The organism is Singulisphaera rosea, from assembly GCF_054877945.1.
In genome coordinates, this window is sequence record NZ_JBTYIP020000020.1 from 77948 (window position 1) to 101442 (window position 23495).

Annotated in this window: 16 protein-coding genes; 12 read left to right on the top strand and 4 right to left on the bottom strand. The window is 65.0% G+C overall.

All coding sequences use genetic code 11. The features are described 5' to 3' along the window. Positions 1–63 precede the first annotated feature (63 nt). On the bottom strand, positions 64–4443 hold the full coding sequence (locus tag ACYOEI_RS27580; protein WP_462852867.1) for a protein kinase domain-containing protein: 4380 nt from the start codon (positions 4441–4443) through the stop codon (positions 64–66). A 112-nt stretch (positions 4444–4555) separates the two neighbouring features. Next, positions 4556–5158, bottom strand: a complete 603-nt coding sequence (locus ACYOEI_RS27585) for an ECF-type sigma factor (RefSeq protein ID WP_462852868.1) — start codon at positions 5156–5158, stop codon at positions 4556–4558. Positions 5159–5726: 568 nt separating this feature from the next. On the opposite strand from ACYOEI_RS27585, the gene ACYOEI_RS27590 reads away from it, so the two are divergent. The 3 genes from ACYOEI_RS27590 (at position 5727) to ACYOEI_RS27600 (ending at position 10295) form a co-directional block, all read left to right on the top strand. After that, entirely contained in the window at positions 5727–7409 is a 1683-nt protein-coding gene (locus tag ACYOEI_RS27590; RefSeq protein WP_462852869.1) for a hypothetical protein, read from the top strand. A 445-nt stretch (positions 7410–7854) separates the two neighbouring features. After that, positions 7855–8307 carry a hypothetical protein gene (locus ACYOEI_RS27595; protein ID WP_462852870.1) on the top strand — a complete coding sequence of 151 codons (453 nt, stop codon included), beginning with the start codon at positions 7855–7857 and terminating at the stop codon, positions 8305–8307. A 569-nt stretch (positions 8308–8876) separates the two neighbouring features. Beyond that, a complete protein-coding gene (locus ACYOEI_RS27600) occupies positions 8877–10295 on the top strand; it encodes a glycoside hydrolase family 140 protein (protein ID WP_462852871.1) in 1419 nt (472 codons plus the stop codon). Between the two features lie 231 nt (positions 10296–10526). On the opposite strand, the gene ACYOEI_RS27605 is transcribed toward ACYOEI_RS27600, so the two are convergent. Both ACYOEI_RS27605 and ACYOEI_RS27610 read right to left on the bottom strand, forming a co-directional pair. After that, complete coding sequence (locus tag ACYOEI_RS27605) at positions 10527–10931, bottom strand: hypothetical protein (RefSeq protein ID WP_462852872.1); 405 nt, start codon at positions 10929–10931, stop codon at positions 10527–10529. Positions 10932–10954: 23 nt separating this feature from the next. Further along, entirely contained in the window at positions 10955–12244 is a 1290-nt protein-coding gene (locus ACYOEI_RS27610) for a hypothetical protein (RefSeq protein WP_462852873.1), read from the bottom strand. Positions 12245–12449: 205 nt separating this feature from the next. Between ACYOEI_RS27610 and ACYOEI_RS27615 the strand changes: the two genes are divergently transcribed. From ACYOEI_RS27615 to ACYOEI_RS27655, 9 genes are all read left to right on the top strand, one after another. Further along, complete coding sequence (locus tag ACYOEI_RS27615; RefSeq protein WP_462852874.1) at positions 12450–13178, top strand: hypothetical protein; 729 nt, start codon at positions 12450–12452, stop codon at positions 13176–13178. 196 nt (positions 13179–13374) lie between these two features. Further along, entirely contained in the window at positions 13375–14049 is a 675-nt protein-coding gene (locus ACYOEI_RS27620) for a heavy metal response regulator transcription factor (RefSeq protein WP_462852875.1), read from the top strand. Continuing rightward, on the top strand, positions 14027–15400 hold the full coding sequence (locus tag ACYOEI_RS27625; RefSeq protein ID WP_462852876.1) for a heavy metal sensor histidine kinase: 1374 nt from the start codon (positions 14027–14029) through the stop codon (positions 15398–15400). Before ACYOEI_RS27620 ends, ACYOEI_RS27625 begins: the two co-directional genes overlap by 23 nt. A gap of 81 nt (positions 15401–15481) precedes the next feature. Beyond that, entirely contained in the window at positions 15482–16564 is a 1083-nt protein-coding gene (locus tag ACYOEI_RS27630; RefSeq protein ID WP_462852877.1) for a DUF1559 domain-containing protein, read from the top strand. 67 nt (positions 16565–16631) lie between these two features. Beyond that, on the top strand, positions 16632–17912 hold the full coding sequence (locus ACYOEI_RS27635) for an ABC transporter permease (protein WP_462852878.1): 1281 nt from the start codon (positions 16632–16634) through the stop codon (positions 17910–17912). A gap of 336 nt (positions 17913–18248) precedes the next feature. Beyond that, complete coding sequence (locus ACYOEI_RS27640; protein WP_462852879.1) at positions 18249–19019, top strand: ABC transporter ATP-binding protein; 771 nt, start codon at positions 18249–18251, stop codon at positions 19017–19019. Further along, the gene (locus ACYOEI_RS27645; protein WP_462852880.1) at positions 19016–20881 is read left to right on the top strand and encodes an ABC-2 transporter permease; all 1866 of its coding nucleotides are present in this window, start codon (positions 19016–19018) and stop codon (positions 20879–20881) included. The genes ACYOEI_RS27640 and ACYOEI_RS27645 overlap by 4 nt, the downstream gene beginning before the upstream one ends. A gap of 214 nt (positions 20882–21095) precedes the next feature. Then, a complete protein-coding gene (locus tag ACYOEI_RS27650) occupies positions 21096–21794 on the top strand; it encodes a response regulator transcription factor (RefSeq protein ID WP_462852881.1) in 699 nt (232 codons plus the stop codon). Continuing rightward, the gene (locus tag ACYOEI_RS27655) at positions 21791–23323 is read left to right on the top strand and encodes a sensor histidine kinase (protein WP_462852882.1); all 1533 of its coding nucleotides are present in this window, start codon (positions 21791–21793) and stop codon (positions 23321–23323) included. The genes ACYOEI_RS27650 and ACYOEI_RS27655 overlap by 4 nt, the downstream gene beginning before the upstream one ends. Positions 23324–23495: the final 172 nt, after the last annotated feature.

Here is a 23495-nt window from a genome sequence, read left to right on the forward strand (position 1 = left end):
CCCTTTGTGCCTTCGTGGTGAATGACAGACGTGGCGATCGCCAGGAATCTCCAAATACTCATATCAACGAAACGCCGCATCCACCTCGTCCCGGAGGATCTGGAGGGGGAGCCAATGCCAGATGGCGTGGACGGAGACGACGCCGTCGGGCATATCGGGAGGGACCCCGTTGGTGATCTCCCGGAGGAGGCGTTCCGCTTCGTCCCTCGACTTGCGGGCGAGCTCTTCCTGGTTCAGGCGGTGATAGGCGAGGGCCAGCACGAGGCGGGCGCCCATGCGAGAGCTTTCATTGAAGCGATCGCCGCGCAGTTGTTCTTCGAGGTAACGGACGGTGCGATCGGAGTGTCCCCGGCGGTGGTCCTCCAGCCCCAGGAAGGCTTGAGCCATCGGGGAATCCTCGCTGAGCTCGAGCCACTGGCGAACCCGGGAGGTCGGGCCCGGCGCTTGGCCGGCGGCCGGGGGGCCGAGGAGCTCGAGCGTCGCGAGGGCACGCGCCTTGTGACGATCGATCGGCGTCGCGAAGAGGGCTCCGGCACGGTTGCGAAGGTGTTGATAGGCCTCGAGGTCCCCCGCCTTCAAGTGGAGCATGCCGAGCTCGACCCAGCGCAGCGGATCGGTGATGAGCATCGGCTCGAACGCCTTGAGGTAATCCCGGCGTGCGTCCTCCCAGCGGCCGACCCTGGCGAGCAGGGCTCCGCGACGCAGTTGCTGGTGGGCGTCGACCGGAGTGAGCCCGGCCAGGATCGAGGTGTGGAGCAAGAGCCCTCGGTACTTGCCTTCCGGCCAACTCTCCTGCGCACAGCGTACGTGCCAGTCGAACGCACGCGACGTCTCGGCGACGCGGTCTTCGGAGGCATTCACGAATGCAGGGCGATGCCGCCAAAGCGAGATCGTGTCATTGCTGTTGACGGCCGCCAGGGCAAGTCCGTCCGGACTCCAGGCGATCCTCGGCCGGCAAGGCTCGTCGCCCGATCGCGGGCCCTGGCCGTGGAGCACGAGGACTTTCAGCCCCCGGGAGAGCTCCCAGATGACGACTTCCTCGCGGTTGGCCGAGGCGAGTAGTCGGCCGTTGGGGCTGATGCTCAAATGTTCGAGACCTGCCGCCCCCTGAAGCGGCACGAATTCGCGTCGGGCCCAGGTCCTGGTGTCCCAGATCAGGATCCGTCCTCCGCGTTCCGCGGTGGCGAAGATTCGGCCATCGGGGCTGAAGTGGAACGCGCTCAGGATGCCTTCGTGACCGGCGAGTGTCGCGAGCTCCCGGCCGTTGGCGGCGTCTACGACCCGCACGAGGGGCCCGGGTGAGTCGTCGTAGGCCAGGAACCGACCATCGTGGCTGAGCGCGACCAGCCCGGCCGGCTCCTTCGAGGGCGGCCCCGAAGGCGTCCGTTGGACCAGGCGCTGCCCTTTGGCGACGTCCCAGGTCATGACCTCGCGTCCCGTCGTGGCGGAGGTCGTCGAGGCGGCGGCGAGCCGGCCGTCTTCGCTGAGCGCGACGTGGGCGATCGGGGACTTCGACCCGCCGAGGGTCGCCAGAAGTCGAGGTGTCGCCTCTCGGTTGGCGGGAGCCTCCAGCATGGGCTCCAGGTCCCAGACCTGCACCGACGCGCGGTCCTTGGTCGCGAGGGCGACGCGCGAGCTCCGGGCCGAGAAGGCCGCCAGGGTCGTCGGGTAGTCCACCCCCGAGGACGCGGCGTCCAGGGACGCTTCCCTCACGAGGCTCTGCGTGTTCAGGTCCCAGACCTCGAGGCCGTCCTTGCAGGCCTGGAGCAGGTAGCGGCTCCCGCGAGCGAAGCCCACATTCTGGGTCAGATGCCCGGCGAGCTGGTCGGATCCTTGCGGCCGAGCGAGCTCCCAGACCTTGATCTCGCCCGGTTGCTGGTCTCCCGAGACGAGGTAACGACCGTCCGGATCGAAGGCGAGGCAACTCACGCGCCCGTGGTGCCCCCGGAACGTCCGGACCAGCCGGAGGGTCGTCAGGTCCCAAACCTGGATGCTCTTGTCCGCTCCCCCGGTGGCGAGGAACAGGCCGTCGCGGCTGAAAGCCACCGCGAGGACCGCCGCCTGGTGGCCGCTGAGGACGTTCAGGAGTTGGCCGCTTTCGGGGTCGCGGAGCTCGACGTCTCGGTCCGAGAGGTTGGCGAGCCGGTTGCCGTCGGGACTGAGGTACGGCGTGCCTCGCGCGGGCCATCGGCGCACTTCCCGACCGGTGGCCGCTTCCCAAAGGCATTGCGAGTCGAGACCGCCCAGGATGTAACGGCTGTCCGGTGTGAATGACAGGTTTCCGAAAGGAGATTCATTCCAGGCGATCGTGGCCCCGGGTTTGAAGGTGAGGCCCGCGTCGACAGTGCCTGGTGTGACGTCCCAGACGCGCACCGTGCTCCGGGTGAAGTCTTCGACGAGGAACGCCGCGAGCCGCTGCCCGTCGGGGCTGAACGCCAGTCCCGCCGACGGGACGCGAGCCTTGCTCCGCTGGCCGACCTGAAGGGTCTGCACGATGTTGCCGGTTGCTATTTCCCAGACCACGACCTTGCCGTCGAGGTCGATGGCCGCGACGGTACGGCCGTCGGGAGGGAAGGCGAGGGCGGCGACGACGTTGTCGTGTCCCGACAGGGTCCGGATCGGCGCACCCGAGGCGGCGTCCCAGAGCTTCACCTCGCCGGGGCGAATCGAGCGCGGGCTTTCTTGACTGTAGTAAGGAATGCCCCCCCCGGCGGACGCGAGGTATCGCCCGTCGGGGCTGTAAGCGACGCCGCAGACGTAAGGGTCGTGGGCCTTGAGCGTGAGGCGGTCGGCGTGGTGGATCCCCTTGAGATAATGCCACTCCCAACCTCGGCGCGCGGGGTCGCAGTGATCGAGGACCGCCTCGCTCTCGTCGAGGTTGTTGAGCTGCCACTCGAGCCGGGCCTGGGCGATCGCGCTGAAGTAACTCTGGGTTTCGGCGTTGTTCTGGGCGGCCTGGGCTTCCCCGTGGCGCAGCTCGGCACTCCCGCGGGCCTGCTCGGCCCTCGCGCGTTGGTCGTCGGCCTCTCGCCAGCCCTGTAGGGCATAGAACAGGGCCGTGCTGCTCCCGGCGAATCCGCAGATCAGCGACAAAGAAAGGGTCGCCGCGAGCACCGCGGGGAGCGGGTTGCGGCGGGACCATTGCCGGATCCGTTCCGGACGCGTGACCGGTCGCGCGGTGACCGGTTCGTCGTTTCGCCAATGCGCCAGGTCCCTGGCCAGGGCCTCGGCCGTGGCGTAGCGACGACTCGGGTCCTTCTCCAGGCATTTGAGGCAAACGGTCTGGAGGTCCGCCGGGATGCTTCGGCCGGATTTCGAGAGGCGGGGCGGCTCCTGCTGGATCACCGCGTGGATCGTCTGCATGGGACCGTCCGCGCGGAACGGCGGGTGGCCCGCGAGCATCTCGTAGAAGATCGCGCCCAGGCCGTACACGTCCACAGTCGGACCCAGCCGCTTGCTGTTCTGGGCCTGCTCGGGGGCCATGTAGCTGGGAGTCCCCAGCACGACCCCGGATTCGGTGAGGCTGACGTCGAGGTTGAGCCCTCGCGCCAGGCCGAAATCCGTGATCATCGGGTGGAATGGCAGAGATGAGCTCGCGAGCGAGGGAGCGTCCTCGTCCTCCTGGAGCCGCTTGAGGAGGATATTCGCCGGCTTCAGGTCGCGGTGAACGATCCCCTCCTGGTGAGCGTAATGCATGGCGAGGGCGAGCCGCTCGACCAGGACGGCGGCCGTGCGAGGTGGCAATGGCCCTTGCTTCAGGCGATCGGAAAGCGTGATTCCTTCCACATGTTCGAGTGCGAGGTAAGGGCGTCCCTCATGTTGGCCGGCTTCATAGACCTTGACGATGTTGGGGTGGTGCAGCCGCGCCAGGGTCTCGCCCTCGACGAGAAATCGGACGAGGTGATGCTCGGAGGCGAAATCGCCGGCCATGATCATCTTGATGGCCACCAGGCGATTGAGCCGGATGTCGCGGGCCTTGTAGACGATCCCCATGCCCCCCCGACCGATCTCGGCGAGCACCTCGTAGCCGGGCACGCCGGGCAGTCGTCGCGTGGGGAGCGTCGCCGACGAGGAAGGACGGGGCGTGGACGCGAGGAAATCGGCCCCTTCCTTCGAGGCGACGGGCCCCGTCTGCGCGTACGCACGCCGCTTCGCTTCTTCGTCGAACACTTCGCGGGCGATCGCCGCGAAGGCGGGAAACCGCGCGCCGTAGTTCTCCCACGCCGGGGGCTGCCCCTGGCGCTCGCGGTAGGCGAGGTCCAGGATGAGGAGCTCTTGAAAGAGCGCGGGCTGATCCACGACCGGGACCCGGTCGAGGTAGTCTTCGATGACCGGTTCCTGCCCCGCACGCCAGACCGACTCGAACCGCGAACTGATCTGATCGATGGCGTACTGGGCTTCCAACGACGCCTGGATGTAACGATCGAAGGAGCTGTCGCGCATGGCACCAAGTCCGCACGCCTCGGGTGATCTCCTCGGCGGCAGATCCATGGAGGGGAGGACTCAATGGTCGGAAGTCGCTGACGGTATCCTGTCCAAAACCGGGGCTCGCCCGTCACGGGGTCGTCGATTTTTCCCAAAAGCTGCGGATCAGGACCAGCTTCCGCTCGACGGTCCGTTCCGTGCACCCCAGGTTGGTCGCGACCTCGGCGCTCGTATAGCCCTCCAGGCGCATCCGGACGATGAGGCGCAGGGACTCGTCGGGCAGGAGGTTCGAGAGCGTTTCGAGGTGCTCGGCCAGCATCACGGTGAACTGCGGGTCGGGCTCATCGCCGATGATCTGGTCGAGCTCCCAATCCTGGGGAGAGACGACTTCGGCGCAGCGGGGGCCGCCGGCTTCGTGGGTGCCTCCGCGCTTGCGAGTCTGCTGCCGACGACGCTCCTGGTACGCCTTCCGCGCCGTGAGCATCACGAGGACCTGCCAGAGATCCTGCCGGTTGTCGAGCCGGGGGAAGTCTTCGACGGATCGGCAGAAGCTATGGAACGCGGAGAGGGCCACGTCCTCTTCATCGGCGGCCCGCCGCGAGGTCCCCTGGAGCCGATCGCGCGCGACCGTCACGAGCCTGGCGAAATAGCGCTCCCACAGGAGTCGCGCCGCCGCGCCGTCCCCTTCGCGGAGCTTGCCGATCCAGGTCGTAATCGAATGCTCGGAGGCCAAGACCGATTCCCGAGAGTCGCCGGCGACCCATCCGCGATAAAATGTACCACATCGGACCATTTCGGTGATATTTTTGATTATCACGATTCGCCTGTCGGCCTTCCAGCGCATCAGGACAGTATTCTTTAGCTCCGTGAGGAACCCCGATGTCGGGGAGCAACAGGCGCTCGGATGGCCCCCATTCGGATTGGCACCGAAGGAGTTTCGAGAGTGGCGACGGATATCTTGATCGACGAGGTCCTTCGACGTGCGACGCAGGGCCGGGTCGTCAGGCCGTCCTCGACCGGGGATGTCGACGTCCTTTAGAGTCGAGGCGACCCCACGCGCCGAAGATCGCGATCCATCCGGCCGAGGCCCCGCACCGAGGAACGACCCTAGGCCCTCGGCGATCGGCAGGGGCCTTCGCGCGCCCTCGCCTCGGCCCGGCCGCCGATCGCGGCCGGCGACATTCCAAAGCATCGCCCCCGGGATGTCGGGGTGGCTATATGACCTACACACGTTGAATTGGCACGCTCCTGGCACCGATGCCCACATAGGCGAATCTACACCGATCACTGGAGATACACCGATGATCCTGAACCGGCTCACCGAACTCTTCCGCCCGAAGAACGACCCTGCCGAGACGCGACGACCGACTCCCCGTCGCAAGTCGATGGGGCCTCAACTCGAACCGCTCGAGACGAGGCAACTCCTCGCCTATTCCGGGCCCAAGGTCTACGGGATCGACTACAGCCCGACCTGGCCTGGGTGGAAGGCGGTGGCTCACACGCAATTCGAAGACAGCGACTTCTTCAACGGCTCATTCAAAGGGCTTTGGGGGATGGCGGGCAACAAAGGACGCAATGACCTGCAGACGATCCAGGGCGGCGGATACAACCTCGTGCGGCTCTACAACTGGAGCCCCAGCCGCGGGACGGCCAAGGGCAAATTCGACGCCCACGACGTCTTCCTCAAGTCCGCCAAAGCGCTTGGCTTGAACGTCATGGTCCCCGTCTCGAACTTCTTCTTGAGCAGCAATCAATACGCCTGGGGACAGGCCACCCCGACTGCGGATTACAACTACGATAAAGCGCCGGATGCGATCAAGGTTGCCTTGCGCCAGTTCCTCGACAGCATTACACAGGAGCATCGCCAGGGCGGTCGAACGACGTACACTCTCCTCCCGGGGGTGGGATCGATCTCGGTGGGCAACGAGTTTGAACTGGGGGGAGTCGGGGGTGGTCCCAACGCCACGGTCAAGCTCCAGCGAACCATGTGGTGGGTCGTGAACCTCCAGAATGCGCTCGTCAACGTGCGCAAGGTCAATATACCGGACCAGTTCCTGACGATCCCGATCAGCAACGCCGACCAGAACGACGCCTGGTCCTCGGGGACGTCGACGGGCGGCAACGGGGCGACGACCCTCAATGACACAAGCCGAACCGTCAACAACCCGGACAGAAACAAACTCGCCTGGACGCCCAACTCTTTCGCCCAACTGACCCTCAAGATCATCGCGGGCACGGGAGCCGGCCAGGAGCGTACGATCGTCTCCAACACCGGCACTCAGATCACCGTGAGCTCGCCCTGGGCCACCACCCCGAATGCGACATCACAGTACCAGGTGGTAAATCCGAACCCCGTCTCATGGTTCCAGATCTTCGCCAATGGTGTCAAACAAGGGACCCGTGTGCCCACGGGAACCCAGCCGGACGGGCCCGCCGGCAAGTTCTCGAGCGATGTGAAGGGACTGTCCGGCTACTCCTGGTACAACACCAAGTTCTTCAATTCGCTGAACATGTTCCAGACCGGCGACCAGTTGAAGAACACGCTCACGCAGTACGACACGGGGACTCCCAGTGGTACCTCGTGGTCCCAGATGTGGCCAGGTCCGAAAATGACCGTGCCACTTTTCATCACCGAGATCGGCACGTCGCGATTCAACATCAGCGAGACGAGGCAGGCGCAACTCGTGGCCGATCAACAGGCCCAGGTCGCCGAAAACGTGCTCAAGACCTCGACGAACCTCATGGGCTACACCATCTTCGAGTTCAACGACGAGCCCGGCAAGCCTGGCGAAGAGCGAGAGAAGTTCTACGGCATCTATCGCAACGGGACGATCAAGGATCGGCTCCAGACCGGTACTGCCGAGTGGGCAGGCGGCACGCTCCACAACGTCGAATACCCGGTCTACAACCTCATCCCCGTGCAGTACTCGCCCACGGTCACCTTGCCGCAGAGGCTCAAATCCATTTTCAGCCAGGTGAAGTGAGGTAAAGACAAGGTGACATAACGCGATCGAAGCCGTCCCTCCCAGCGCGAATCCTACCACGAGCCCGCACAACGACTCCGAACCTGGAGACGATGTGCGGGCTCCCACGCGTCTTCTGCCCGTCCTCTTGAGTGTCTCTCCCGAAACCCGGTTCCTTCTTCATAACCGGGTTTCTGATCCACTCGACCCCGACGAACCCCTTTCGGGATGTCGTCGCCTCATCCCGAAGAAACCCGGTTATGAAGAAAGAACCGGGTTTCGGGACGTGGCTGGCGGTCAAAGCACTTGGGTATGCACAGGACCGAAAGAGCAAAACGATTGCCGCCCCGTGTCAGGTGGAATCGAACGACTGACCACTTCGGAGAACTGATCCCGAGGATAGCGAGTGCGAGCCGCATGTCGTAGATTGGCCATCCTCATCAACACCTCGAGGCGAGGCCCACTCATGCCGTCCCTTCGAATGCAATTCCCAATGCGCTGGCTGATGCTATTCGTCGTCGTGGCAGCTTTCCTCTGCACCTACCTTGCCGCATGGCAAGCCAGCCGGATCGGCAGCCAGACCGCGCGGGAAGTCTCGATCAGCCAGAGAGAGGTGACCTCCTCAATCCTGAACGACGTCCGATCGAAGAGCACCGACTCATGGGGCCGATGCGCCGAGGCCGGAGGAGGCTCCCCCTCGGCAACCGGCCTCGGCTGGTACATGACGGTGAAAGTTTGGAAAGGCAACGACACGAGCCAGACCCCGGCGATCGACCTGGAGGTCTCAGGAGGGTACGACGGCTCGAAACTTCGTCCGATCCGCATCAAGCACCGGGCAGAACGGGGACGCACGGAATACCTCGAAGCCCTGACCCGCGCGTACAAGGAACGGGGTTGGCAATACAAGATCGCGGAGTAACAATCCGATACCGCAAACGACGCAACCACAGCAATTTATTAATTCTACACGACTTAAAAATAATTATTCTCTCGTTCCCATGGTCTCCGTGGGAATGCCGGCTTCGGACGCTCCGCGTCCTCTTCCTCACCCGCACCTTGAGCGGAATTGTGTCGCATCCGCTTGGCACATTGGCACTTCATCATCTGTAAAAATGAACGCGAAAAATCCAAGGAGGGCATTCCCACAGGGACCGTGGGAGCTTTCAATGAACATTGAATAACCATTAGTGACGAGGAAGGATCGAACCGGAGTTTCGTCATTTCTCTTGAATCTCTCCCTGGCACGGCGTATCACCAGATCATATGGCTGTCTTCGAGGTCAACTTCTCCGCGAGTGCTTGTCTCCGAGGGGACGAAGGGGTTTGGGGTCTGCGAGAGGGTCGGGCAGGAGACGTCGCGTCTACTCGAGTAATCGCCCGGGGAGTATCGCCTCATGCGAGGCGGACGCGGATCGACGTCGAAAGACCCTTCGTAGATCCCGCACGAGGCCAGGCACGTCCTCTCCCGACGACTCATCTGGAGCGATCCATGTCCGGACGACGTTGTGTTCTTGCGTTCCTGGCAATGAGCCTCTTCGCCTCTTGGGACGTCCTGGCCGCGGCCCCGGCGTCGGAGGGGACGCCAACGACACGGACGCCCTACCCGGCGAGGGTCAGCGACAATCATCGCGACCTGATCGATCAATTCGGCAAGCCCTTCTTCTACCTCGGCGACACCGCCTGGGAATTGTTCCACCGGCTCGACCGTGACGAGGCCGACTTCTATTTGAAGACCCGGGCCTCGCAGGGGTTCACGGTCATCCAGGCGGTCGTGCTCGCCGAGTTCTCGGGCCTGGACCTCCCCAATGCGTACGGCCACGTCCCGCTCGAAGGTAAAGACCCGACCCGGCCGATCGAGGCCTATTTCCAGCACGTCGACCACATCGTCGACCGCGCCGAGGCCCTGGGCCTGGTGATCGGCATGCTGCCGACCTGGGGCGACAAGTGGAACAAGAAGTGGGGCGTCGGGCCCGAGGTCTTCACCCCCGAGAATGCCGCCGTCTACGGCGAGTTCCTCGGCAAGCGCTACAAGGACAAGCCAATCGTCTGGATCCTGGGGGGTGACCGGCCCGTCGACAACGACCGCCACAAGTCGATCGTCCGCGCCATGGCCGTGGGCCTCCGCAAGGGCGACGGCGGCCGGCACTTGATGACCTATCACCCTAACGGCGGCCAATCCTCGTCGAAGTGGTTCCAGAACGACGACTGGCTGGCGTTCAACATGATCCAGTCGGGCCACGGCCACGACCACGACAACGACGCGAGGATCGCGGCCGACCTCGCCCGCAAGCCCTCCAAGCCCGCCCTCGACGGGGAGCCTGGCTACGAGGACCATCCCGTCGACTTCGACGCCAAGAAGGGCTACCTCGACGACTACGACACTCGCAAGCACGCCTACTGGGCGGTCTTCGCCGGGGCCCTGGGCCACACCTACGGCTGCCACGACATCTGGCAATTCCTCGGCCCGACCCGCCCGCCGGTCACCTTCGCCCGCACCCCCTGGCGCCAGGCCATCCTCCTCCCCGGCGCGACCCAGATGAAATACCTTCGCGCCCTGATCGAGTCCCGCCCGTTCCTCACCCGGATCCCCGACCAATCCCTCCTGGCCTCCCCCCCCGGCCGAGGCACCGACCACGTCCAGGCCACCCGAGCCGACGACGGCAGCTACGCCCTCGTCTACTCCGCCTCCGGCAAGCCTTTCACCGTCGACCTCGCCAAGCTCTCCGGCCCCCGCCTCCGCGCCTCCTGGTACGACCCCCGCACCGGTGTTGCCAAAGTCATCGACACCATCCCCCGCGAGGGCCACCGCGAATTCCGCCCCCCCTCCCAAGGCCAGGGTCACGACTGGATCCTGATCCTCGACGACGAAGCGAAGAGCTATTCCCTGCCGGGCCAGGGTTCGCATTGATGGGCCTTGAGGACCGAGGCTGAGCATCAACTCGGCGTCGCGTCGACCGCACGTCCGAGCCTCTCGAGAGAGCAGGGGGGACTCGCCGAAGCCGTGTCGCTGAGACTCAAATCCCAACCGACTCCTCAGAGCAAACCCGATTTCCGCACATCTCGACGATCATTTCCCAGATTAGAGGCTGCGGATCGCCGACGATCCTCGGGCCACCAGGCGCGAACCATCGGTCACGAATCAGACATCCCCGGGATCGATCGGCTTCATACGCAACGCCCAATCGGGGATCAGTTCTCCCTCGTCGTCGAGCATCCCTTGCTCCTCGTATTCCAAGAAGACAATGCTCGATCCCGCGGCGAGGGCCTCGAACGCCTCGATGGTGATGTCCCGATACTCGGCATGCGCTCGCCTATAGACCGGCTCGCTGGGCCCTTCGTCCCCGGCGACGATGAGCCGATCGCCGGCCCAGGATCCCCGCATCGGTGTCCCTCCCGTAAGAGGAGCCCCGTCGGCCAGGAGCCAGACCAAGATCTTGGGAAGGGGGCTGGCGATGAGTCCATCGAGCTTGACCGACGTGCCCAGCGCATTGCTGTCGAGGTACTGGCCCTTGTCCGGGTTGACGATCATGAAATACTCGCCCATGTTCGAGGCTCCACAGGTCTATCTCAGTTCCGCTCGATCGGACGCAACTCGGACCGCGAGGAGAGCACCTGTGACTCACAAGATTGTGAGACACCATAGCGTTGAAAATCGACCTCGATCGGGCGTTTCCAGGACGTGTCGGCGAGCCTGGCGTTGCTCGCCGTGGCTTCGATGAGGAAGCGAGGGTTTCGGCCGTCGCGGTCGGCGGTGAGGACCAGACTGGCTTTGCGCGAGTGGAATTGGCCCGGGAAGATGGCGAGCTTCCAGTTGAGGGCACGAGCGCCGGGCTTTTGGCCGGTGCAGCGACGGATCCGATCGGCCTCCTCGGGGACGGCCCGGGCAAGGAGCCAGGGGGCGGATAGGCGCAAGGTCGAGACGAGGAGCTCGGTCCAGGACGCATCGGCGTGGGCGCAGCAGGCGGGGGGGACGATCCGCTGGCCGCCGAGGAGGCGGTGGAGATCGTCGCTCAGGGTCACGCCGAAGAGGGCCAGGGCGTCCTCGATCTTGCCTTCGTCGAGGAGGCGTAGGGAGGCTTGCTCGGGGGATTCTTTGTCATCTCCGGTGGGGGCACCCAGGAGTTCGTCCGCGGGGACGTCGACGCGTTGCCACATCCAGGGGTGTTCTTGCCAGCGGTGCGTCTGGTTGACAGGGAAGAGGGCCGTCAGCTCGATCCGGATTTCCTGCGCATCGCGACGCCGGGCGGGCCCCACCGCGGCGAGGCAGACGAACCTCCGGTTGGCAAGCGGCTTTGTCGTCGCGTAGACCGCCAACATCGCCGAGGCTTCGAGAGCGAGCCGCCCGAGGTGGTCCCAGGGGAAATGCCGCCGGATCCGAGACGAGTCGAGCGAGGCAAGATCCCGTTCAAGGGCCCGACGCGCCTCGACTGTCAGCAATGCGAGGAGGGCGGGGTCGGGGTCGACGGCGCGGACGTCCAGCCGGCCCCTGGCCTCGAGGCCGGCCGAGAGGGTCTCGAGACGACGCTTCTCCTTCAGCCGATCGATCGGCCCGGGCAGCGTCCATTCCTGGGGAAACGCCCAGGGGAGGAGGCGATCCACCACGTCGTCGGGACGGAAAGTGCTCCAGCACTCGGCCTTCTCGCCGTCGTCAGCCTCGCGCAAGGCGAGTAGGTAGTCGATCGACCGAGTTGGATCGGAGGTGCGAAGGCGAGACGGCTCGTACAGGAACGCAAACCCAGGGCGATCGACGCAACGGATCTCCAATCCCGAGGCTCGTCCCTGAGTCCCCGGCCGACACTCGAACTGGCCCGGGAACCGGCCGTTCAGGATACCGATCACCTGGTCGAAGTGATTCATCGGAGACTCCTGGCGTCGCCATCCGTCATATCAGCCGACTTTATCGACAATGAGAACAAAAGAACAGTAGTCTCTCTGGTTCGATTTCTTCGAGACTCATCGCTGAGGCCCACCAAGCGGATCCGGTCAACTTGGTTGGGAACCCTCGGGTTCGAGACCGAGCTGGCACCATCGAGCCGGAGAACTGGCCGACAGGGAGGGTGGCTTGCGATTGTCTTCTCAAAATCTGCCCGACATCGAGAACGTCTCCGAGGCCCTCATCGAGCGAGCCTTCGAGGGCAAAGCCATCGGGGGCTTCGCTCATCTTTGGAAGTCGGACGACGTGTTCATCCAGGCGGGCTGTCGGGGAACACCCTCGCATTGTGCGCCTCCCGATGATCCTTTGGCCGAAGAACTCCGGGCATTCCTCGAGAAAACCGGCTCGGAACCTTGGACGTTAGAATACAGCGACGGGGTCGCGAGGAAGGAATTTCGGGTTCCAGGCGACTTGTCACTTGAGCAAGTCAAAGCGGCATTCGTCGAATTTCTGCGGAGCGACGGCGATTGGCGCCAGAATCATGAGTGGGTCGAGATGGATACGACGAGGAATCCCTTTCCCAACCCGATGCCCGATGAAGCCTTTGAGCTCGTGGAGACGATTCCGAACCAAGTTCTGACGCATGAACACCTGCCGCCACCCGACGCGGACGGGGCGGGGGTCTGGCGGCTCGCCGACACATTCAACGGATTCAAACACTGGGGCTCGTTCGAGCGTTGCGCGGAGATTGCCAATCAGGCACCGGACTCAACATTGACCGAGTTGCGAACCTGCCTCTTCTTCGAGTGCCGCCGCTGGCACCATTACGGCGAACGACCCGATGGGCACGAAGCGCCGTATATCAGGGGATTGGTGGAGAAGATCCGAGCGATGGTCGTCGCCGGTCGGGTCGAATGATCCTGGTCTCTTGCCAGACCGTGCCAAAGACTGTCGAAGGAACGACTCTCTTCGCCGATCTCCACCATACTCTTAACCCAAGGATTCTTTCACGACATAAATATAAAAATACAACATGCGATAGATTAAGAGGGATTAGCCCGCTCGGGGTTCTCCCCTGGTGACTTTGCAGCAAGACCATTCTCGTAAAAACGACATGAAACTTCTACTCGTCGAGGATGACCGCAAGACCATCGACTATCTGCGCAAGGGCCTCGTCGAGGCGGGATTCACGGTCGATGTCGCGTTTCGAGGCGATGACGGCCTGCATTCGGCGAGGACCGTCGACTATGACCTGATCGTCCTCGACGTCATGCTTCCCGGCCAGGACGGGTGGTCCGTGATCGCCGAGCTGAGGGCAGGGGGGCGGCAGACGCCCGTCTTGTTCCTGACCGCGATGGACGCCGTTCATGACCGCGTCCGAGGCCTGGAACTGGGGGCGGACGACTACCTCGTCAAGCCGTTCGCCTTTTCCGAGTTCCTCGCTCGCGTGAGGTCGGTGCTGCGTCGAGGTGCCGGGCGGCAGACGGAGACCCTCCGGATCGCGGACCTGGAAGTCGACACGCACCGGTTCACCGCGAGCCGCGCGGGCCGCAAGCTGGAGCTGACGCCCAAGGAGTTCAGCCTCCTGGCCTTGTTGATCCGACGCGCGGGGGACGTGCTGTCGAGGACCTTGATCGCGGAACAGGTCTGGGACATGAACTTCGACAGCGACTCCAACGTGGTCGACGTCCACGTCCGTCGGCTCCGGGCCAAGGTCGACGACCCGTTCCCGGTGAAACTCATCCACACGGTTCGCGGGGTGGGCTATGTCCTCGAAGACCGGGGGTAAGGCGTGGTCGATGGGGGCGAGGATGGCCGCCTGGTATGCCGGATCGGCGGCGGTCCTCCTCATCGTCGCGACCACGAGCTTGTACGTAACCATCGCGTCGGGCCTGGAGACCGAGGCCGACAGGTGGCTCGTCTTCGGCATCGACTACCTGAAGAAGTACCAGCTCCGCACCGGCAAACTACTCCCCGGACCCGAGGACTGGGAGACCGACGACCTCCGCATTCGCGACGAGAGCGGGAAGGTCCTCTTCGAGACCCGAGTCGGGAGGAATCGACTGCCGAAGGACCTCGTCCCGGGCACGTCGGGGGTCAACTATTTCACCGCCAATGGGCGGTGGTACCGTGCCCTGGCGCGGCGAGTCGACGGCCGGATTTACGAGGTCGCCTTCGACCGGACCCGCGAGCTGGAGTTGCTCAGGCGCTACCGGCATGCCATCGTGTTCGTCATGGTCCCGGCCCTGGCGGCGTCGGCCGTCGTCGGGATCGTGATCGCCCGACGCGGCCTCCGGCCCCTCGAGGAGATCGTGGCGACGACGCGCCGGATCGGCCCGGAGCGGTTGGACGAACGCATCGTCACGGAAGGGCTCCCCGCCGAGCTCGGCGACCTGGCCCGGACCTTCAACGTCATGCTCGGACGGCTCGAGGACTCCTTCGGGCGTCTCGAGCGGTTCTCGGGCGACATCGCCCACGAGCTCCGGACGCCCGTGCATGCGATCCGCAACGTCGCCGAGGTCGCCCTCGCGGCGTCACGCACCCGCGATGAGGATCGCGAGGCACTCGCGGCCTGCCTGGACTCGGCCGAGCACCTCGCTCGGCTGATCGAGCGGCTGCTGTTCCTCGCGCGGGCCGAGGACCCGAGGACCGTGCTCGAGTTGGAGACGTTCGACCTGGCGACCGAGCTAACGGCCATCCGCGAATTCTACGGGCCGGCGGCCGAGGAGGCGGGGATCGAGCTGGCCATCGAGTCCCCGCCCCACCTGTCGTGCCGGCTCGACCGAACCTTGTTCCAGCGGGCGCTGGGGAACCTCCTGACCAACGCCCTGACCCACACGCCCGAAGGGGGCCAAGTCTGCGTCTCGGCGTCAACAGGACCGGATGGCCTCGAGGTCTCGGTCTCCGACACGGGCCTCGGGATCGCGCCCGAGCATCTGCCCAGGCTGTTCGATCGGTTCTATCGGCTCGATCCCGCCCGCTCTTCGGGGCGGGGGGTCGGGCTCGGGCTGGCGATCGTCAAGAGCATCGCCGAGTTGCACGGAGGGAGTGTCTCCATCACGAGCCGGGTTGGGGCCGGGTGTGTCGCGACCCTGTCGTTCCCGGCCGGCCAACATGACGAAATCGTCATCTCGGCGTAACGCCCGCGTCATCCGCCACCTCGTAGTCTCGCCGTGGAGTCCTGGACATCCTTTTCGGAATGGACGACACGGAGCCCCGAAATGACGCGACGTCATGTTCCCCCAGGTGGATTCACGCTGATCGAGCTTCTGGTCGTGATCTCGATTATTGCCATCCTGATCGCACTCCTGCTCCCGGCCGTGCAGGCCGCCCGAGAAGCCGCGAGGCGGGCGCAGTGCGTCAACAACCTCAAGCAACTCGCCCTGGCGTCCCACAACTATGAGTCCTCCAACGGGTGCTTCCCCACGGGCACCCCGATGAGGGTGGCGACCCGCAGCGTCGGCTGGATCAAGGCGGGCGACTATGAAGACGGACCCAGCATCTTCGTGGCGATGCTGCCGCAGATGGAGCAGTCCGCCCTCTATAATGCCGTGAACTTCTCGTTGAACCTCACCTTCCCCGAGAACCTGACCATCCACCGGACCCAGGTGAGCGCCCTCTTGTGCCCGAGCGACTCGACCGCCTGGCAGATCGACACGCCGACCATGTGGACGACCTATAACGGCTTCCAGGTGGCCCACGGCAGCTACAACGGCTGCACGGGGACCTGGTCCCACTGGGCGATGAGGCCATCGTCGAGCCCGACGCTCGCGACGCTCGCGGCGCAGGACAACGGGATCTTCTTCGTGAACAGCCGGACCCGGATCGCCGACGTGACCGACGGGACGAGCAACACGATCCTCCTGGGGGAACGGATCCTCTTCGATCGCTATCGAGCGGACAGCAACTGGTGGTTCAGCGGTTGGGTCGGCGCCAGCCTGTTCGACACCTTGACCGCGATGAACCCCCAGCGCCTCGTCGCGATCGCCTCTCTTCCCGCCCCGGACCCGAACCTCCCGCCGACCGTCGAAGACAATGCCCTGTGGAACTCGGCGTCGAGCCGGCACCCGGGCGGGTCCAACTTCGCGATGGCGGACGGCTCGGTCCGATTCTTCAAGGAGACGATCCAGTCCTGGCCCGTCGACGCCTTCGGCAACCCGACCGGGGTCAAGGACGGCGGCGGCACCTGGCATCCCTTCGACGGGACCACCCTCTACTCGCTCCTCCCCGGAACAAGTCCCGGCGTTTACCAGGCTCTCTCCACTCGCAACGGAGGTGAAGTCATCAGCGCCGACAGCTACTGAGCTAATATTGACCATCCGCGGACGAATGTCCGATCATGGTGGCCCCCTCACACCGGAGACCGTTGTCGTGGCACGAACGTGGCGCGCCCTGAAACAGGGCATGAAGAGCCTGCTGTTGCACAAGCTCCGTTCGGGCTTGACGGTGCTCGGCATCGTCTTCGGCGTGGCCGCCGTCATCTCGATGCTCGCCATCGGCGAAGGGTCGAGCCGCGACGCCCAGGAGAGGATCCAGCAGCTCGGGGCGACCAACATCATCGTCCGCTCGGTCAAGCCGACCGAGGAGTCGCAATCCGCCGGCGGCCGCCCTCAGTGGATCCTCAACTACGGCCTGAAATACAGCGACTACGACCGCATCCTCGACACCATCCCGACGATCCGAAAGGCTCTCCCGATCCGCGAGATGCGCAAGGAGATCCGACGATTGAACCATGTCCTCGACGGCCGAGTCGTTGCCACGACCGAAGACTACGCCGAGTTCAACCGATTAACGATGGAGCGAGGCCGCTTCCTGACCGAATCCGACGACGAACGCGCGATGAACTACGCGGTCCTGGGCCACCAGACGGCCGAGACACTGTTTCCCTACGGGGATCCTGTTGGAGCCTCGGTCAAGATCGGGGCAGATTACTACACGGTCGTCGGCGTCGCGCGTGAGCGAGGGAGCACCGCGGGGATCGGCGGCAGCCTCTCGGGACAAGACTTCAACAAGGACGTTTACATCCCGCTGAGAACCGGCAAGCTCCGGTTCGGCGAGTTGGTCATGAACGCCCGTTCGGGATCCTTCGAAGCCGAGAGGACCCAACTCTCCCAGATTACCCTCCAGGTCGGTTCGATCGCCGAGGTACGGACGACGCACCCGATCATCGAAGCCGCCGTCAAACCCTGGCACGCAAAGACCAGGGATGTCGACATCGTTGTCCCCTACGAATTGCTCGTAGAAGCCCAGCGGAGCGCCCGGCAGTTCAGCATCATCCTGGGCACGATCGCGTCGATCTCGCTCCTGGTCGGCGGCATCGGCATCATGAATATCATGCTGGCCACCGTCACCGAGCGGACCCGCGAGATCGGCATCCGTCGCGCCCTTGGGGCCAAGCGCAAAGACATCACCCAGCAGTTCCTGATCGAGACGATCGTGCTCTCCAGCGTCGGGGGGGTCTTGGGTGTGACCGTGGGAGTCGCCATCCCCCGAGTCATCGTCATGCTGATCCCGGAGCAGAAAGCGTTCGTCACCGTGGGATCGGTATTACTTTCTTTCGGGATCTCGGTCGGCATCGGCATCCTCTTCGGCCTCTACCCCGCCCGACGCGCCGCGATGATGGACCCGATCGACGCCCTTCGCCACGAATGATCGGCAAGGCAATCGGGCGCCAAAAGCACGCGGGCCCGAGGCCAATGACGCACGTAGATTTTATTCAAATACATAAATTTCTCCCGGTAGGTGAAGCACCCTTGCCCCGCGGATTTCACCCCGGCTCACGCGGCAAGAGCGGGGCAGGAGTGCCCCGCCCACCGGGGGGACGGCTCGTGAGACTCGAGTGCGGTCGGGTCAGCCATGTCCGTCCGGCGACCTCTCGTTGATAATCGAGGGACAAGAGCGAATGGCCTGCTGATCTCGCTCGACCCCGGCCGCCGCGGCCGGAGGGTCGACGCGGGGTCGGAGCCAATATCCAGATGGGCGTCGTCCATGACCTTGGCGATCGAAACACACCAGTTAACGCGATACTTCGGCGAAGCCTGCGCCGTGAGCGGGATCGACCTGGCGGTCGAGCGGGGGACGTTCTACGGGTTCCTCGGCCCGAACGGCGCGGGGAAGTCGACGACGATCAAGATGCTGACGGGCCTCCTCGCCCCGTCGGGGGGCCGGATGTCCGTGCTCGGGCGGAACATGCTCGACCCGACCGAAGCCCTCGAGGCGAAGCGAAAGATGGGGGTCATCCCCGAGGACCTCGCGCTCTTCGACAACCTGACGGCGAGGGAGTACCTCACGTTCGTCGGCCGGATCCACCTGATGCCGCGCGAGACGATCCGGAGCCGGAGCGATGAGCTGCTCTCGATCCTCGACCTGCAACGGGAGGAGAAGAAGCTCACGCTCGAATACTCGCACGGCATGAAGAAGAAGCTGGCGATGGCCGCCGCGCTCCTGCCGAACCCCGACTTGCTCTTCCTCGACGAGCCGTTCGAGGGGGTCGACGCGGTGACCTCGCGCGTCATCCGCGACCTGCTCGCGGGGTTCGTGGCGCGAGGGTCCACGGTCTTCCTCACGTCGCACGTCCTCGAGATCGTCGAGCGGCTCTGCACGCACGTCGGGATCATCGTCCGTGGCCAGCTCGTCGAGCAGTCGTCGCTGGATGCGATCCGGCAGGGGGCCTCGCTCGAGGAATGCTTCCTCCAGAAGGCCGGGGCCGACCACGACGCGAGCAAGAAAATCGGCTGGCTCGAGGAGGCGACGTCGTGAACTGGCAACACCTGTCGGCCTTCGTCTGGCTCCGCTGGCGGCTGATGGCCAACCAGTGGCGGCGAGCCGGGTCGCTCAACTCCGTGCTGATGATGATCATCGCGGTCGGGGCGATCGTCTCGGCGGTCCCGCTGTTCGTCGGATGCTGGGTGCTCGGGACCTTCCTGATCCCCATGGCGTCCCCCGCGCACCTGATGTATGCCTGGGATGGGATCCTCTTCGCGTTCCTGCTCTTCTGGACCATCGGGCTGATGAGCGACCTCCAGCGCTCCGACCCGCTCTCGCTCTCGAAGGTCCTCCACCTCCCGGTCCCGGCCAACTGGGCCTTCCTGATCAACTATCTCAGCTCGTTGGCCCGGCTCAGCCTGATCACGTTCGTCCCGATCATGCTCGGCTACAGCCTGGCGCTCATCCAGGTGAAGGGCCTGGCGCTCATCCCCGCATTGCCGGCGCTGGTCGCGTTCCTGCTCATGGTCACGGCGCTGACCTACCAGTTCCAGGGATGGCTCGGCTCGCTCATCAGCAACCCTCGGAGGCGCCGTACGATCATCACGATCGCGACCCTCGTCTTCGTGATGATCTTCCAACTCCCGAATTTCCTCAACATGTTCGTCTTCGCGGATCCCGGACAAGACCGGGCCCTGACAACCAAGCTGGCCGAGGACCAGGCGAAATTACACCAAGCCGCGAATGACAAGCAATTCCCGCCGGAGGAATACCCGAAGCGTCTGGAAGAGTTGAGCACGAACTACACCAAGGCCCTCCATGAGTCGCGTGCCCGGTCCACGGCCCGACTCGAGCGGATCGTGCGGACTGTGAACATGATTCTACCCGTGGGATGGCTCCCGTTCGGGGTCGCGACGTCGGCCGAAGGGCAGGCCCTCCCGGCTTGGCTCGGGATCCTCGGAATGTCGACCATCGGCGCCGTCAGCCTCCGCCGTGCCTACGTGACGACGGTCGGGCAATTCCAGGGACAGGGCTCGAACCGCAAGGTGCGGGCGGCTCATCCGGACACTGCGACAACGACAACGACGACAACGTCAACGGCGGAGCAGGGGAGGCCGAAGCTGCTGGTCGAGTGGACGCTCCCGGGCGTGTCCGAGTCGGTCGCGGGGATCGCGATGGCGAGCTTCCGCTCGCTCCTCCGGTCGCCGGAGGCGAAGATGAGCCTGCTGACCCCATTGATTATGGGCATGGTCTTCGGCTCGATGCTGTTTCACAACCGCAATGACATCCCGGAGATGATGCGCCCGCTCGTCGCCTTCGGCGGCGCCGGCTTCATGCTGCTCAGCGTGCTGCAACTGGCGGCCAACCAGTTCGGGCTCGAACGCGACGGCTTCCGCGTCTACGTCCTCAGCGCGGCCCCCCGCAGGGACATCCTGCTGGGCAAGAACCTCGCCCACGCGCCGATCGCCCTGATCGGAGGGATGATCATGTTGTCGGTCGTGGAAATCCTCTTCCCGATGCGCCTCGATCATTTCCTCGGCCTGTTCCCGCAGATCCTCTCGATGTACATGCTCGCCTGCGTCTTCACGAACTTCCTGTCGATCTACACGCCGATCTACCTCTCGCCGGGCTCGCTGAAGGCCTCGAATCCGAAGCTGAGCACGGTGCTGATCCAGTTGTTCGTCAGCCTCTTCTTGTTCCCGATGACCGAGGCCGTGACGCTCCTGCCGCTCGGGGCCGAGACCCTGCTGGGGTACTTCGGCCAACCCACGAACATCCCGATCTTCCTGCTCCTCTCCTTGATCGAAAGCGTGGTCATCATCCTCGTGTACCGCGCCACCTTATCCTGGCTGGGCGGCTGCCTCCAATCCCGGGAACAGGCGATCCTCGAGGTCGTGACCAACCGCGGGCTCTGAGCTTCATCCCGCTCCCGCCTCCTCACTTCCTTCGCGTCCCCCGGCAACGGGCCGGGGGCGCGGCACGTCTGCAATCGCCACGAATTCTTCTCGACATATTCACGAATCATCCTCGACCGGGAGCGATGATGAACGGGATTCGTACCGTCGACGGGGCTCGAGCCTCGAGACTCGGCGGCGATCCTCGGACGGGCTCCAATTCTCGGGCGGGTCCATGGTCCTCTCCATCCTGATCATCGAGGACGAGCCCGAGTTCGCCGAGTTCATCATCACGGGCCTGGCCGAGGAAGGGTTCGCCGTCGAGCACGGCATCGACGGCGAACAGGGCCGATCGATGCTGACGGGCCGAACCTGGGACCTGGTCCTGCTCGACTGGTCGCTGCCGGGGCAGGATGGCCTCAGCCTGCTGCGCGAGTACCGCGGGTCCGGCGGCGAGGCCCCGGTGATCTTCATCACGGCGAGAGACGAGGTCGCCGACCGCGTCCGGGGCCTCGACGGCGGGGCCGACGACTACCTGTGCAAGCCGTTCGCCTTCGCGGAGCTCCTCGCCCGGGTCCGAGCCCTGGTCCGGCGCCGGGACCGGATCCCTCGCCCGGCCCTCAGCTTGAGCCACGGCGACGTGACCGTCGACCTGGTCTCCCAACGCGCACGACGGGCCGGCCGGGGCCTTGAGCTCACCGCCAAGGAGTTGGCGCTGCTCTCGTTCTTCCTCCGCCACCCGGGCCGGGTCCTCGCCCGCGAACAGATTTATGAACACGTCTGGGGCGAAGGCTCCGACCCCTCGTCGAACACCTTGGAGGTCCATCTCAAGGAGCTCCGTCGGAAGCTCGACGCCCTCGGCCCGAAACTGATCCACAACCGCCGAGGGCAGGGCTATTTCCTGGGGAGGCTCTCGCCGAGGGGGCAGGCATGAGCCTGACCAACCGATTCTCCATCCTCCTCCTGGCCACCCTCGGACTCACGCTCATCGGGTTCTCCACGGCGATGTACGTGACGTGCCGGATCTACCTCGACCGCCAGGTCGACGACCGTTTGACCGCGGCGCTGTTCTTGCTCGACACCTGCACCGATTCCAAGCCGACCTGGGTCCGCTGGGAGCTTCGCAGGCGACGCCTCCCGGTGAGCCGTTGGCACGATCCTGGCGCGACGGCCTGGCTCGTCTTCGACGGCAAAGGCCGGCTCCTCTCGGCCTCCGATCCTCCGATCGAAACGCAGATGACGGAGGAATGGACCCCGAAGCCCGGCCGAGGGCGACTACCGAGGCGGGTGACGGACCGGTCGGGCCGATCGTGGCGGGTCGCGCAACGTCGGGTCGTGCCGACCGGGACGTGGGATCCCGGCACCCCGCCGCCCGAGCGGCCGGGACCGGTCCCGCCCAAGAGCTACCACGACACGCTCCTCCTCGCGGCCTTCGGCTCCCTCGACGAAACCGAGTCGACGCTGGCGACCCTGAGCTGGTTCCTCCTCGCGATCAGCGCCTCGATCTGGGGCCTGGCCGCGCTCTGCGCCCGATGGCTCTCGCGGAAGACGCTGGTCCCGCTGACCCGCCTGGTCGAATCGGCCCGCAGCCTCGACGCGAGCAACTCGGGGTGGTCCCTCGCCGACGTCGGGACCCGTGACGAGCTCGACGGGCTGAGGCAGGCGTTCAACGACCTCCTCGCCCGACTCCACGAGGCCTACGACCGCCAGCGCCGATTCAGCAGCGAGGCGTCGCACCAGTTGCGCACGCCCGTCGCCGTGATGATCGGGCACCTCGAGGTCGCCCAGCGCCACGAGCGATCCGGCGAGGAGTACCGCCGGGTCATCCGGATGGCCCACACGCGGGCCGTCGACCTCGGCCGGATCGTCGAGGCGCTCCTGTTCCTGAGCCGGCCCGACTCGACCACGCTCACCCAGGTCGTGTCCCTCGAGCTCGGCCGTTGGCTCGCGGGATCGATCGAAGGCCGGCCCGACTTGCCCCGATCGGGCGACGTCGTCGTCACCGTCGATTTCGACGACCCGCTGTGGATCAAGGCGCAACCCCACTTGTTGTGGCAATCGGTCGAGAACCTGCTGGACAACGCCTGCAAGTACAGCCCGCTCGGGACGCCCGTCGTGATCTCGGCCACGCGCGACGACGACCACGCGGTGCTCTCGGTCGAGGATTCGGGATGCGGGATCGCCCGAGACGACCTACCGAGGATCTTCGAGCCGTTCTTCCGCGCGCCGCAGGCCTCGCGAGGGCGGATCCCCGGCACGGGACTCGGGCTCTCCGTCGCCCAGCGGATCACCCGATCCCTCGGCGGGACGCTCACGGTGCAAAGCCGGGTCGGCCTCGGAAGCCGCTTCGAGATCCGCTTGCCGATCGCGGCCCACGAGCCCGAACCCGACGAGGGACGCGAGGGCCACCGAGCTCTCAACGACCGAGCGATTCACCACGAAGGCACAAAGACACAAAGGTGAGAATTCCGAAAGAACAAACCTCCTCGGACTCTCTCCCCGTGTTCTCTGTGCCTTTGTGGTGAATCTGGACTCAGGTCGACAAGTCTCCCCACGACAGGGATCCGAAGAAATCCTTTATTCTTCCGACCGACCCGGCCCCGAGCCTCGCATTGCCCGGAAGCTAACCCGACGC

Excerpts from the sequence above, each read along its gene's own strand:
- ACYOEI_RS27620 (WP_462852875.1), top strand. The coding sequence starts at position 13,375 with ATGAAACTTCTACTCGTCGAGGATGACCGCAAGACCATCGACTATCTG.
- ACYOEI_RS27650 (WP_462852881.1), top strand. The coding sequence starts at position 21,096 with ATGGTCCTCTCCATCCTGATCATCGAGGACGAGCCCGAGTTCGCCGAG.
- ACYOEI_RS27640 (WP_462852879.1), top strand. The coding sequence starts at position 18,249 with ATGACCTTGGCGATCGAAACACACCAGTTAACGCGATACTTCGGCGAA.
- ACYOEI_RS27625 (WP_462852876.1), top strand. The coding sequence starts at position 14,027 with ATGTCCTCGAAGACCGGGGGTAAGGCGTGGTCGATGGGGGCGAGGATG.
- ACYOEI_RS27655 (WP_462852882.1), top strand. The coding sequence starts at position 21,791 with ATGAGCCTGACCAACCGATTCTCCATCCTCCTCCTGGCCACCCTCGGA.
- ACYOEI_RS27580 (WP_462852867.1), bottom strand. The coding sequence starts at position 4,443 with ATGCGCGACAGCTCCTTCGATCGTTACATCCAGGCGTCGTTGGAAGCC.
- ACYOEI_RS27595 (WP_462852870.1), top strand. The coding sequence starts at position 7,855 with ATGCCGTCCCTTCGAATGCAATTCCCAATGCGCTGGCTGATGCTATTC.
- ACYOEI_RS27605 (WP_462852872.1), bottom strand. The coding sequence starts at position 10,931 with ATGGGCGAGTATTTCATGATCGTCAACCCGGACAAGGGCCAGTACCTC.
- ACYOEI_RS27630 (WP_462852877.1), top strand. The coding sequence starts at position 15,482 with ATGACGCGACGTCATGTTCCCCCAGGTGGATTCACGCTGATCGAGCTT.
- ACYOEI_RS27590 (WP_462852869.1), top strand. The coding sequence starts at position 5,727 with ATGATCCTGAACCGGCTCACCGAACTCTTCCGCCCGAAGAACGACCCT.
- ACYOEI_RS27610 (WP_462852873.1), bottom strand. The coding sequence starts at position 12,244 with ATGAATCACTTCGACCAGGTGATCGGTATCCTGAACGGCCGGTTCCCG.
- ACYOEI_RS27600 (WP_462852871.1), top strand. The coding sequence starts at position 8,877 with ATGTCCGGACGACGTTGTGTTCTTGCGTTCCTGGCAATGAGCCTCTTC.